General features: G+C 61.6%; 15 protein-coding genes and 1 pseudogene. 2 read left to right on the forward strand and 14 right to left on the reverse strand.

Annotated elements, in window-relative coordinates; genetic code table 11:
- Positions 1-71 precede the first annotated feature (71 nt).
- From soxZ to LO55_RS20195, 14 genes are all read right to left on the reverse strand, one after another.
- Positions 72-383, reverse strand: coding sequence for a thiosulfate oxidation carrier complex protein SoxZ (gene soxZ / locus LO55_RS20130; RefSeq protein ID WP_071362847.1), 312 nt, complete (start codon positions 381-383; stop codon positions 72-74).
- 27 nt (positions 384-410) lie between these two features.
- Positions 411-872, reverse strand: coding sequence for a thiosulfate oxidation carrier protein SoxY (gene soxY, locus LO55_RS20135; RefSeq protein ID WP_071362848.1), 462 nt, complete (start codon positions 870-872; stop codon positions 411-413).
- Positions 873-922: 50 nt separating this feature from the next.
- A complete protein-coding gene (locus tag LO55_RS20140) occupies positions 923-1,357 on the reverse strand; it encodes a pseudoazurin (protein ID WP_071362849.1) in 435 nt (144 codons plus the stop codon).
- Between the two features lie 54 nt (positions 1,358-1,411).
- Entirely contained in the window at positions 1,412-2,476 is a 1,065-nt protein-coding gene (locus tag LO55_RS20145; RefSeq protein WP_071362850.1) for a c-type cytochrome, read from the reverse strand.
- Positions 2,460-3,809 carry a sulfite dehydrogenase gene (gene soxC / locus LO55_RS20150; RefSeq protein ID WP_071362851.1) on the reverse strand — a complete coding sequence of 450 codons (1,350 nt, stop codon included), beginning with the start codon at positions 3,807-3,809 and terminating at the stop codon, positions 2,460-2,462. Before soxC ends, LO55_RS20145 begins: the two co-directional genes overlap by 17 nt.
- 118 nt (positions 3,810-3,927) lie before the next feature.
- The gene (locus LO55_RS20155; RefSeq protein WP_071362852.1) at positions 3,928-4,293 is read right to left on the reverse strand and encodes an ArsR/SmtB family transcription factor; all 366 of its coding nucleotides are present in this window, start codon (positions 4,291-4,293) and stop codon (positions 3,928-3,930) included.
- A gap of 144 nt (positions 4,294-4,437) precedes the next feature.
- Positions 4,438-5,007: a DUF302 domain-containing protein gene (locus LO55_RS20160; protein ID WP_071362853.1), complete on the reverse strand. Its 570-nt coding sequence runs from the start codon at positions 5,005-5,007 to the stop codon at positions 4,438-4,440.
- 142 nt (positions 5,008-5,149) lie between these two features.
- Complete coding sequence (gene ccsB, locus LO55_RS20165) at positions 5,150-6,310, reverse strand: c-type cytochrome biogenesis protein CcsB (protein ID WP_071362854.1); 1,161 nt, start codon at positions 6,308-6,310, stop codon at positions 5,150-5,152.
- Between the two features lie 71 nt (positions 6,311-6,381).
- Positions 6,382-7,011, reverse strand: a complete 630-nt coding sequence (locus tag LO55_RS20170; RefSeq protein WP_083415455.1) for a class I SAM-dependent methyltransferase — start codon at positions 7,009-7,011, stop codon at positions 6,382-6,384.
- A 19-nt stretch (positions 7,012-7,030) separates the two neighbouring features.
- Positions 7,031-7,729, reverse strand: a complete 699-nt coding sequence (locus LO55_RS20175) for an MBL fold metallo-hydrolase (protein ID WP_071362855.1) — start codon at positions 7,727-7,729, stop codon at positions 7,031-7,033.
- A 45-nt stretch (positions 7,730-7,774) separates the two neighbouring features.
- Positions 7,775-8,578, reverse strand: a complete 804-nt coding sequence (locus tag LO55_RS20180; protein ID WP_071362856.1) for a sulfite exporter TauE/SafE family protein — start codon at positions 8,576-8,578, stop codon at positions 7,775-7,777.
- 27 nt (positions 8,579-8,605) lie between these two features.
- The gene (locus tag LO55_RS20185) at positions 8,606-9,043 is read right to left on the reverse strand and encodes a YeeE/YedE family protein (RefSeq protein WP_071362857.1); all 438 of its coding nucleotides are present in this window, start codon (positions 9,041-9,043) and stop codon (positions 8,606-8,608) included.
- Between the two features lie 13 nt (positions 9,044-9,056).
- A complete protein-coding gene (locus LO55_RS20190; RefSeq protein ID WP_071362858.1) occupies positions 9,057-9,488 on the reverse strand; it encodes a YeeE/YedE family protein in 432 nt (143 codons plus the stop codon).
- Positions 9,485-9,784, reverse strand: coding sequence for an ArsR/SmtB family transcription factor (locus tag LO55_RS20195; RefSeq protein ID WP_083415607.1), 300 nt, complete (start codon positions 9,782-9,784; stop codon positions 9,485-9,487). The genes LO55_RS20190 and LO55_RS20195 overlap by 4 nt, the downstream gene beginning before the upstream one ends.
- Before the next feature lie 342 nt (positions 9,785-10,126).
- On the opposite strand from LO55_RS20195, the pseudogene LO55_RS20200 reads away from it, so the two are divergent.
- Positions 10,127-11,793, forward strand: a pseudogene (locus LO55_RS20200) (bifunctional protein tyrosine phosphatase family protein/NAD(P)/FAD-dependent oxidoreductase).
- A gap of 583 nt (positions 11,794-12,376) precedes the next feature.
- On the forward strand, positions 12,377-12,643 hold the full coding sequence (locus tag LO55_RS20205; RefSeq protein ID WP_071362859.1) for a hypothetical protein: 267 nt from the start codon (positions 12,377-12,379) through the stop codon (positions 12,641-12,643).
- Positions 12,644-12,649: the final 6 nt, after the last annotated feature.

Consider the following 12,649-nt stretch of genomic DNA (forward strand, 5'->3'; position numbering starts at 1 on the left):
GTCTCCTCTTGATATGTCTGCGCGGTCTGGCGCCGCGCATGCCTGCGCCCCGGCACGGGGCCCCTCGTGCGTCAGGTGATGATGCCTTCGTCGGTACGAGTGTCGCCTGCGCTGTCGACCCAGGTCACGCTGACCTTGTCGCCCTTGGCGGCGCCCTTGAATTTGAAGGCCAGGAACGGATCCTTCGATACCGAGGGGCCGAAGTTCGCGTCCAGCACGACCTTGTCCTTGACCTTGGCAACGAGTGTCTTGATGTAATGAGCCGGAATCACTTTGCCGGTCGCATCCTTGCGTTGCCCGGTCTCCATGTCATGTCGCATCAGGACTTTCACCTCGACCGTGTCGCCGGCCAGGCTGGCGCGAATACGCATTGGATCTGCCATGTTCTTTCCTTTCAATAGCTTGATTGATCAGCCGCCGCAGCCGCCGAGCGTGACCTTGATTTCCTTGCTGGCGACCAGCCACTTGCCGTCGGCGCGCACCAGCGCGTGGACGTTCGAGGTCGCTCCCATCTTGACCCGCGTGGTCACGGCCGCCTCGGTGCCTGCCGGGATGTTGAAGCTGGCCGACATGGCGCTCGGATTCTTTTCCACCAGGACCGCCATGAAATCCGTGTTCGGCGCCTTGCTGGCGATCGATACCGGCACCACGGCGCCGTTTTCGGCGATGTCCGGTCCGGTGATCGACACGTCGGAGCTGACCGTGAACTTGTCGCCGCCCAGTTCCTTCACCGCCGCCTCGAGGCTCTTGGCGTCGAAAACTTTCTGGCTCCATTCGGCCGCGAACACGTCAGCCGGTTTCAGCACCCCTGCGGCAAAGGCCGCCCCCAGGATTGCGCTGATGCGCATGACATTGCGTCGCTGTTGATTCATACCATCCTCCAATTGTTGAAAACGCTTTGCCGCCATAACGGCATGCATGCTCACTTCACCTGCGCCATGTACTTGTCGAGACGATCCTTGCTCATGACGAAGGACTTCGACAGGGCGTCCGCACCTTTCTTCGCTTCGGCCAGATTGACTGGCTTGCCGACCTGGATCACGCCAACCATGGCCATCATCTTGTGCGGCTCGCATACGTAGACGTAGACCCCTTCCTGGTCGAGCTTGACCGAGATTTCCTCGTCCGGCTTGCCTTTCCAGGCGGCGGCGCCAGCCGGGGTGACGACCGAGGCGCTGTTGTGCGACGCATCGACCTTGATGAACTTGACCGTATCGCCCTTGGCGACCTTCAGGAAGCCCGGCTCGAAGACCATGGTGCCGTCCTTGCCGGTGTTGAGCATCTTGACCTGGTGCTCGGCGGCCATCGCCCCTGCGCAGGCGATCGACAGGATGAGTCCGCTTACGACATGTTTCATATTGCTACGTCTCCGTTAAGTATTGTTAACGGTACGGCTTGCCGCCGTACCGGTTTATTGCGGGGCCAGAATCCAGCCCACCAGAACCTTGAGGTCCTCCTCCTTCACATGGGCCTGGGGAGGCATCGGGACCGCCCCCCAGGCGCCGCTGCTGCCCTGCCTGATCCTTTCGGCCAGACGCACGGACGCGCCGGCATCGTCCTTGTACTTCGCGCGCACCGCGGCGAAGCTCGGGCCCATGACCTTGTTGTCGATGCCGTGGCAAGCCAGGCAGGCGTTCGACTGCAGCAGTGCGGTCGGGACAGCGCCGGCCGGGGCCTTCGCCGGTGCTACCGATGTTGCCGGCGCCGCAGCCGTGCTGGCGGCGGCGCGGGTGGCGGGCGCGGGACGGGTGGTATCGACGCCGCGGGTGGCGCCGAAACCGCGGGTCTGCAAGGCCAGGTTGCCGTGGGCATTGCGCGCCGCTTCGGGCAGGGTCGAACGGGGCGCCGGATCGACCGGGCAGTCCTTCATGCATGCCACGCTGCGCACGTCGGGCTTGCCCTTGACATCCCACATCCCGTGCTTGGTCACCATCCCATTGCGGTTAGGCATGCGTGCCTGGGCCTGCGCCATCGTTTTATCGGAGAGCACGAAGTCCTCGGGAATGATCTCGCCCATGTTCAACAGGTAGGCGGTCACCGCGTAGACTTCGTCGGTGGTGAGCGACTTCGGCGCGGTCCAGGGCATGGCGCGGTTGATGTAGTCCCAGAGCGTCGAGACCGTCGCCACTTTCATCAAAGTGGTCTTTTGTGGCTGGCGGCCGTTGGCGAGCGCGGCCACCCGGCCGGTCTTGACGTCTTCCGCCGTCGTGCCGCCGACCAGCGGCGTGAATACCTCGTTCGATTCGCCGAAGGTGCCATGGCAGGAGGCACACTTGCCTTCCCACACGACCTGGCCGGCAGCGACGGTCCCGGAGCCTTTCGGCAAGCCCTTGAAATCGGGCCGCACGTCGATATCCCATGCCGCCACTTCCTTCGGGGTTGCCGGACGTCCCGGCAAGGCCTGGGGACCGGCGACCACGGCGGCGGCGGCGGCCGCCAGCAGCGCACCCGCCGCGAGCTTAATAGACCTGGACATTCGACACCTCCCCCGATTGCGCCACTTGCCAGGACTGGATCGCATTGTTGTGATAAATCGAGCGCGTGCCGCGCACTGCGCGCAGCTCGTTGATCTTTGGCTGGACATAGCCGGTATCGTCGATTGCACGCGATTGCAGGATTGCCGGCGCGCCGTTCCATTCCCAGTCGATGTTGAAGCGGGTCAGGCATTTGCTCAGCACCGGCGTCTCCAGCCGTGCCGTGCGCCAGTTGCGTCCGCCGTCGACCGAGACGTCGACCCGCTTGACCTTGCCGCGCCCGGACCAGGCCAGGCCGGTGATGTTGTAGAAGCCAGTGTCCAGCAGGCGCTGGCCGGCCGACGGCGTGGTGATCACGGACTTGCATTCCTGGATCGACGTGTACTGGCGATAGCTGCCGTCGGGCATGGCGTCCATGTAATGGATCGCCTCGTCCTTCGTCGCATATGGCTGGTCTCCAACCTCGATACGGCGCAGCCACTTGACCCAGGAAACACCCTGGATGCCCGGCACGACCAGGCGCAGCGGGTAGCCGTTCTCCGGACGCAGCATTTCGCCATTCATGGCCCAGGCGACGATCACGTCGTCGAGTGCCCTGTCGATCGGAATGGTGCGCGTCATCGAGGAACCGTCCGCGCCTTCGGCAAGCACGACCTTGGCCTTGCGCTTGTCGTAGCCGCAATCTTCCAGCAGCACCGACAAGGGCACGCCCGTGAACTCGCTGCAGCTCAGCATGCCGTGCGAATACTGCACAGACGGGACAGCGACATTACCCCACTCCATGGCGGTATTCGCCCCGCACTCGATGAAGTGCATGCGCGACACCGAGGGCATGCGCATCAGGTCATCCATCGTATAGACCTTCGCCTGTTTGACGAGGCCGTTGATCATGAAGCGGTGCTTGCCCGGGTCGATGTCATGCCATCCCTGATGGTGGCGTTCGAAGTGCAGGCCCGATGGCGTAATGATGCCAAACAGGCCCTGCAATGGAGTAAAGGCCACGGAAGCCGCCGAGACGCGAGTCAGCCCGGGAGATTCCCGGCGCTGCAGATTGGCCTCGAACTGGGACGGCATCCCGTAAGGCGCCGAGGCGACCGGCTTGCCGAGTGTGCGTGCATGCTCGGGCAGCGTCAGGATGTTCGGATCGCCCTCGCCCGCCTGGGCCAGGGCTCCACCACTTGCCATTGCAGCACTGGCTGCGAGAAAGCTGCGGCGCAGGAAGCCACGCCGCTCCTCGTTCAGGCCATGCTCGTTGATGTCATTGATCAGAGAGCGCTCGACAAAATTTTCTGGCGCCTTCACTACACGACCGAACTTGCGAATCGGGTTACCCATCTACTCCATCCTTGCGATGAACAATAAAACATAACGGCATGCGTATATGCGTATATGCCTATATGCGCATATCATCATAAAATGACTGAGCAGCTGCCAATTTACCTGCCGTATGGCCTTAGCTACCCGTCATGAAATTTTCGATCGCTGCCTGGTCTATCTGGCGGCTTTTCTTGACCTTCTCCGCCATGTGGTTGCATACGGTCCGGCACAAGGCGATCGTGTTCTGGTCTTCGATTCTGTAGTACACCTGAGCGCCATCCCTACGGCGTCCCAGAATGCGGGCACGGTACAGCATGTTCAGCTGGCGCGAGACGTTTGCCTGGTTGGCCCCGAGCTGCGTCACGATCGCACCAACGGACCGCTCGCCATTGCACAGGGCATGCAGGATCTTCAAACGTGTTGGTTCGGAGAGCAAGCTGAAGTAATTCGAGACTTGTTCGAATACTTCTGCCATCTCCTCCTTGTCGAGATCAACATCCATTGCTTGTCCGTGCGCTTCAGTTATGAGCTTATGTATTTATAAGCATATAACCATTAAGATAGATTCGGTGCAAGACATTTCGATGCTGCAAAGCGGCAAACAGCGTCATAACCTGCTCTGCACCACTGGCAAAACGACCGAGGCTTAGAACTCCCCATTCGCAGCGCGATCAAGCATTTTCAGCATGGTTGCACGCACCCGCGTGACTTTCGCACGGAGTTCGGATGGCATCGGTCGCCCCAGTTTGATCAGGATGTCCATGTCCATCGCATAGATCCAAAGGCCGTCCTGCTGCTCCACGACGGCAATCCGGCACGGCAGGAACGCCGCCATCGCCGGACTGAAATCGACGATCGCCCGTGCAGTATCTGGATCGCAGTACGAGTAGACTTTGAGGAACTTCTGGGCCTGTCCGGTGCGCAGCGCCAGTTCGTTGGAGAGAAACAATTCACCAACCGGTCGGAGGTTGTCTTCTGCAGCGACGCTTGTGAAGGCTTCTTCGATCTCCTGGATCGACACGCCAGGCGCCACCTTGCGTGACCAGGTGGCTGCCACTGCGGCGTCACCGCCGGCATCGACCCACTTGCCGAATACCGTGGCAGCTTCGCGTGCGGCGCCCGGTTCGGCGCGCGCGAGCACGCCCAGGGTATTGCAGCCCGACATCGCAGCTGCAAGCGACATGACAAGCGTGATATGGCGGATGGAGGAATGCATGGGCTTGCTCAAACGGGAATCTTGCCAGCAGCATATTCTTCAGGCAAGACCTGCGCAAGTAAAGCTTGCATGGCCCCATCCGCGAACGCGACCTTGCTGGACATTGACACGGGCATACCTACGGCAGGACCGCTACCGTTCGTCACAGCTCCCCATACGAGTGCAGGCCCGACAGGAACATGTTCACGCCAATGAATGCGAAGGTGGTCACCAGAAGACCTACCACCGCCCACCATGCCGCCACGCGGCCGCGTAGTCCGTTCATCAGGCGCAGGTGCAGCCAGGCCGCGTAGTTGAGCCAGACGATCAAGGCCCAGGTCTCCTTCGGGTCCCAGGACCAGTAGCCGCCCCAGGCTTCGGCCGCCCACAAGGCGCCGAGGATGGTGGCGACGGTGAAGAAGGCGAACCCGACCGAGATCGATTTATGCATCACGTCGTCCAGCACCTCCAGCGAAGGCAGGCGGTCGGCCAGGATGCCGTGCGATTTCAGCAGGTAGGCGCAGCCGACCATGGCGGCCAGCGCGAAAGTGCCGTAGCCGATGAAATTGGCCGGCACGTGAATCTTCATCCACCAGCTCTGCAGGGCCGGCACCAGCGGCTGGATCTGGGCGGCGTCGCGCGACACCGTATACCAGAGCAGGAAGACGACCGCGGCGGCGATGATCAAAAGGACGAAGGCGCCCAGCTGGAGCGTGGCGTAGCGCTCTTCGTAATACAGGTGGAACAGCGCGGTGATCAGCGCGAACAGGATGAACACCTCGTACAGGTTCGACACCGGAATGTGGCCGATATCTGCCCCCATCAGGTAGGACTCGAACCAGCGCACCGCCAGGCCGGTGAAACCCAGGACCACGGCGGCCCAGCACAAGCGCGAGCCGAGCGCACTGCTGGCATGCGAGCGCGCCAGCATCCCGATCCAGTAGAACACGGTCGAGAACACGAACAGCACGCTCATCCAGAGGATGGCCGACTGGCTCGACAGCATGTATTTCAGGAAGAAATTTTGTTCCGCCGCTGCCAGTGAACCGTCGTAAAGTGACACGGCCCACAAGGACAAGAGCGCAGACAGCGGGAACAGCCAGCGCACCGGCTTCCAGTGCCAGCCGAGCGCGGCCAGCGTCGGCGCGGTCAGCAACAGGATCACGCGCTCGTAGCCATCCATGAAAGCGGCATAGCGGTTCAGCGCGAACAGCGCGGCGGCCAGCAGGCCGACGCCGAACATCCAGTCAAAGCCCGTCAGACGCCGAAAATAGCCGGGCGTCTCCTTGTAGACGGCGCCCGGACTTGGTTGGGATGCTTCCATGCTTGTCTCCATTAATCGTTTTTATCAATGTGTGTTGTTGGCGCAGACCGGCAGGCTGCCCCACGTCGCGACTACAGGGCTTTTCTGCCGACCAGGCCGATGAGTGCTGAACGCCCTGCATGTTGCGTTCCTTCGGCCAGGTTTGCCTCGTAATTCAGGAGCTCGACGATGTCCAGTGAGCCGAGTTCCACACGCAGTATTTCCTCGGTATAAAGATTCTCCAATACCCCAGGGCCTCCTGTCTTGTAGTCGAGTTGCCTGGGCGTATATCCCTGCAAAATCAGGATGCCGCCCGGCTTCAGCGTGCTGATGATGTTTGCGAACAGGCGCGCCCGCATGGGCGGGTCGGCAAACTGAACGAAGATCGCCGCGACCACGTCGTAAGATGCCGGCTTCCAGCGCCAGGCATCGCAATCGGCGATGTGGAAGTCGACCGCCACCTGTGCATCGCCGGCGAGCCGCCTGGCCTTGCCGACCGCCACCGACGAGACATCGAACGCGTCCACGCTCAAGCCCTGGCGTGCGAGCCAGACGCTGTTCCGGCCCTCCCCGTCTGCGACCGCCAGCGCCCGCATCCCCGGCCGGAGCAGGTGCCCCTGGCTGGCCAGGTAGTCGTTGGGCGCCGTTCCGAAGAGAAATTCGGGTGAGCCGTATCGCTGGTCCCACAGGCTTGCCGCCTTTGCCGCTGCATCTTCCGTCATCACAACCCTTGTCCATGCGTCAGGCACTGTGCGGCAAACCCAGGTTCTGGTTTGCCGGTACGGCGACATCGATGCGCTTCGGTTTGGGCAGATTCAGCTCGGCCATCAACTGGACGAACTCCTCGCGGCTGCGCTTGGCCAGGCGCGCGTTGTGCTGCTTCTCCCAACCGATCGTCGATACCACCTGCCCCTTGTAGTCGTGCCCCGGCCACATCAACATGTCGTCGGGAAGCGAGAACAGCTTCTTCGTCACGCTGTCGAACAAGGCATCGGCGCTGCCGCTCTGGAAGTCGGTACGGCCGCAACCGTTGATCAGGAGGGTGTCGCCGGTGAACACGTTATTGCGCCACACATAGCTCATGCTCCCTGCGGTATGGCCAGGCGTATGCAATACGAGGATTTCTTCGCCGCCGAAGCGGATCACATCGCCGTCATTCAACTGGACGTCAGCGGGCGGGATGCCGCAACCGCTTGGGACCGCGGCCTTGGCGCCGGTCAGCTCGCGCAGCTTGCCGGCGGAGGTAACGTGGTCCGCATGGGCATGCGTCTCGAGGACGTAAGCCAGCTTCAGGTCGAGGCGCCGCAGGTGCGCCAGGTCGCGTTCCCAATGTTCGTCGACAGGATCGATCAGCACTGCCTCGCCGCCGGCCTGGGTTGCAAGAATATAGGTAAAAGTCGAAGACTCGGTGTCAAACAACTGAATCGGTCTGAGATGCATGGAGGTTCTCCTTGAAACAGGATGAGCGCCGCATGGCGGCTCGGGTTATCGGTACAGTACCTTGGCGATCATGCCCACCGCGACGAGCGCCGAGACGGCGGCGAAGCCAATCTGCAACTGGGGCCCGGCCAAGCGGTCCGATACGATGCGGCCACCCAGCATGCCGGCCAGTGCCCCGGCGGCGAACGGGAGTGCCACCGGCCAGCTCATCGAGCCGGCGATTGCGCTCGAGGCAACTCCCGTCACCGACACCAGTGCGATCACCGCGAGCGAGGTCGCCACGGTCGACTGCATATCCAGGTTGGTATAACGCTGCAGCGCCGGCACCATCACGAAACCGCCACCGACACCAAGCAAGCCGGAGAGCAAGCCCGCAACCGTGCCGGAAAGCGCGAGCGAACGCGCGCAGCGCGCCGTCCAGACAAAGCGGCCTGTAGCGCCGTCACGCATGCACGGCTGCTCGAGGTCGACAGGGTCCTGACGGACAGCCTGCTTGGCCGTGGCGCGCCGAAATGTTTTGAAAGCCACAAACAAGAGGACGAGTGCGAACAGTACGCTCAGCCAGCGATTGTCGATACGGTTCGCAAGCCATAAGCCGACCGGCGACAACAGCATCCCTGTCACCGAAATCAGGACGGCGGCCCGATAGCGTACGATTCCGGCCTTCAAGCCGAGGATGGCACCGAGGGCCGCGGCCATGCCGACCGCCATCAGGCCGATCGGACCGGCCTGGGCAACTCCCATCTGCATGCCGAAGACGAGGAGCGGCACCGCGAGAATGCCGCCGCCGGCACCGGTCAGCGCGAGGACCACGCCGACTACCAGACCCAACCCCAGGCTGATCAGCATGACGTCGCCCCCGCCTTCGCGCTGCGATTACGCATGCTGCTTCCCAGTGGCAGTGGGCAGGCGCTCCAGCAGTTCGAAGATCGCCATTCCAGCCAGTAGAGCACCAGTGAAAATGAGCGGTTTCTCGCCACCGCCGACCAGCGACACCAGCGCCGGCCCCGGGCAGTAGCCCGCCAGGCCCCAGCCTACCCCGAAGGTCAACCCGCCGAACACCAGCCGCCGGTCGATCTGCGTGGCGGTCGGCAAGCGCATCGCATCGCCTAGCAGCGACTTCTTGCGCCCGGCGGCAAAGTGGAATGCGATCAAGCCAACTGCGATCGCGCCACCCATGACGAATGCCAGGGAAGGATCCCAGCTACCCGCCAGGTCAAGAAAATTCAGGACCTTCGCCGGGTCGGCCATGCCCGACACGAGCAGCCCGATACCAAAGATCAGCCCGACGATCAATGCCATTACGATCTGCATGAGAATTCCCTCCTTAAGCCATCAGGTGGCGTACGACATACACGGTGACGAAGCCGGCCAGCATGAAGCTCGCCGTGGCGACCAGGGAACGCGGCGAACGCCGCGACAGTCCGCAAACGCCGTGGCCGCTGGTGCAGCCTGCCCCATAGCGCGTGCCCAGTCCAACCAGCAATCCGGCGACAACCAGGGTCCCGGTGCCGGCTTCGATGCGGGCCTCCGGCAAAGTGGCGAACATCCCGTACACCAAAGGCGCACCAAGCAGTCCCGCCAGAAATGCGATACGCCAGGCAATATCACCGCGCAGCGGACGCAGTAAACCACCAAGCACGCCGCTAATGCCGGCAATCCGGCCGTTGAACAGTACAAACAGCGCGGCCGAGAGTCCGATCAGCAAGCCGCCGAACAGCGACGCCCACGGCGTGAATTCGCTCCAGTTGATGGTCATGATTTACTCTCCTTCATCGGTTTACAATACAGCCCGTACAAGACTTCCATCACGGCCATCGCTTCCCTGCTCGCTATGCTGTAATAGATCTGCTTGCCCTCGCGGCGGGTATGGACCAGCTGCTCGTCGCGCAGCACGCCAAGCTGTTGCGAGAGTGTGGGCTGGCGAATGCCGGTCAAGGCTTCCAGCTCGCTGACACAAAACTCTCCTTGTGTCATCTGGCAAAGCAGCAGCAGGCGGTCGATATTGCCCAGTGCCTTTAACAGGCCGGAGGCCTGCTCTGCAGCACGGCGCATCGACTCGATATCGATGCCATCGGCAGGACACAGCCCCGCTTCTTCATCTTTCTTTAACATCTTGGCCACCCATTAAAATACATTCTTATAGTATATCGCATCTCAAACTATCTTCAAGTATATTGTTACCTATGTCGGTGACCCGCGACATCGTGTGCGCGTGCCGGGTTGGGAGTCAGACGTATGCTTTGACATGGCGCGTGAATCGCTGCAGGTGAATTGCTCACTTGATAGCTGATAACGCACCCTCATCCGCATGGCCAGGCAGCAGCGTTCCTTCTGTCGGCCTTGAACTCGTAAGCGTTTTGGTCAGCCGGCAAACTCAACCATCCAGGAGATCCCATGAAATTCAAACAGCTCAGCCCGGACCTCGCGGTCTCGCAACAAATTCAACTCGAGGATATCCCCGCCTTGGCGCAGGACGGTTTTCGTTCGATTATCTGCAACCGGCCCGACGGCGAAGGACCGGACCAGCCCGCTTTCACCGAAATCGAGCAGGAAGCTGCCCGCTTCGGAATGGAAGCACGGTATCTGCCGGCGGCGCCGGAAAATGTCACCGATGCCCATGCGGTCGCGTTCAAGCAATTGATGGCCGAGTTGCCAAAGCCGGTACTCGGCTATTGCCGCACCGGACGGCGCTCGACGTCGATGTGGGCGCTTTCCCGGGCGGGCGAGGAATCCCCCTCCAGGCTGTTGGAGGCGGCGTCGCAGGCCGGCTACGATCTCGGCGCACTCGCACCGCGCCTTGAAAAAAAATAGAACGGAGCTAGACAATGCCCACATCACATGAGGTGCTCATCGTCGGTGGCGGCGCGGCCGGGATTGCAGTCGCGGCCAGTCTGCGGGCGCGCCTTCCCGGCATCGACATCGCCATCGTCGAACCTGCCACCACCCACTTTTACCAGCCCGGCTGGACCATGGTCGGCGCCGGAATTTTCAAGGCCGGCGATACCGCGCACGACATGGCTTCGGTCATGCCGCGTGAGGTTCGCTGGATTAAAGCCGCAGCTGCCGAGTTCGCACCGGAACGGAACGCCGTGGTGCTTGCCGACGGCAGCGAGGTGGCTTACCGCAGCCTCGTGGTGTGCCCGGGCTTGCAGCTCGACTGGCAAGGCATCGAGGGCCTGGTCGATGCGCTCGGCCGCAATGGCGTCACGTCGAACTACCGCTTCGACCTGGCGCCCTACACCTGGGAACTTGTGCAGCAGTTGCGGCGCGGCCGCGTCCTGTTTACCCAACCCGCCATGCCGATCAAGTGCGCTGGGGCGCCCCAGAAAGCGATGTATCTGTCGGCAGACCACTGGAGACGTGCAGGTGTGCTTGACGATATCGATATCGACTTCTGCTCTGCCGGCGCGGTGCTGTTCGGTGTCGCGGACTATGTACCGGCACTCATGGAATATGTGCAGGCCTACGGAATCGGGCTTAACTTTGGCGAGAACCTGACTGCGATCGACGGAGAGCGCAAATGCGCTACTTTCACCCGGACAGGGGCTAACGGGACCAAGCAGACGGTAGTCAGGGACTTCGACCTGATCCATGTGGTACCGCCACAGGTCGCCCCCGATTTCCTCCGCAGCAGCCCCCTGGCCGACGCTGCCGGGTGGGTTGATGTTGATCCTGCCAGCTTGCGGCACCGCCGCTACGACAACATTTTTGCGCTTGGGGACGCATGCAACACGGCCAACGCCAAGACCGCTGCTGCCGCGCGCAAGCAGGCACCGGTAGTGGCGCACAACCTCCTCGCGCAACTGGGTAAGGTCCAGGGGACGGCAAGCTACGACGGCTACGGTTCCTGCCCACTGACTGTGGAACGGGGCAAGATCGTCCTGGCCGAATTTACCTATGGCGGCAAACTTGCGCCGAGCTTCCCACCCTGGCTGATCGACGGCACCAAGCCGTCGCGCCTGGCCTGGCACCTGAAAAAGGACGTCCTGCCGTCACTGTACTGGGAGTGCATGCTCAAAGGGCGCGAGTGGATGGCACGGCCACGGACATCACAAACCTGACGCTGGGACGGCGAGCGCTTCAGCTCAGTGGCGCTCGCTTGTCAGGGAAAGCTGGAATCGTGTGAATCAAAAACATCTCGGCAACCGTGGCGAAGTCTGAGCCAACGGTTCTGGCACTTGGCGACGCTCTTTCGCAGCTTGGCTTCACCGATCCGATTGCCGAGCCAGAGTAGGCGTGCATCGTTCATGTCGTTCTCGACCACTACATGGAACTGATCTGGCGGCGGCTCTTCAACTGCCTGAGTTCGCTCGACAAGGGTTCGAGCCGCTCGCGTAGCCGCTTTGGCTTTCACAGTAGCGACCTCCCTGCCCTGTCGTTGCATCGCGTTATCGCATCAACTTGCCTCGCCCATCTTCGTACTCCCAAACGACGGATATTTTATGGGGACGTGGTCCAGCAAGTTCGAGCGCGCAGCGGGGGAGTACCGCTCGTATCCGACAAGGCCTTGAAACACTACTATTAAGCTTCTGGGCCCAGGGGGTGTCTTGGGCCCGTATTACCCATGGTAGAGTAATATCTTGGTGGAGCCGGTTGCACAGCCACCTGTGGTCGCCGATAAGCCAGTAACGAATAGTTCAAATCATGGACAAGACTAAGGTGAAGTACCGCTTCACGAGAGTTAATAATTCGGTCGCTGCGTTCCAAAGTAGCAACCGCGCGAGCACTGATGCACTCACTGCGCTACTCCGCTGGAAGGCCGGTTCCGCTGGGCGGGATTTTGTGAAGCTCGTCGACGAGGATGACTACATCGATGTCGAGGTCACATGCGACCCCAATGACAAGGGCGCCGGAGAACAACTTGAGATGGAATCCGACAAGGTGGGCGTTGAAAGAAACGTTCTGACGTAAGCTGGC

The sequence above is a fragment of the Massilia timonae genome, from assembly GCF_001866515.1.
Lineage (GTDB): Bacteria > Pseudomonadota > Gammaproteobacteria > Burkholderiales > Burkholderiaceae_D > Telluria > Telluria timonae.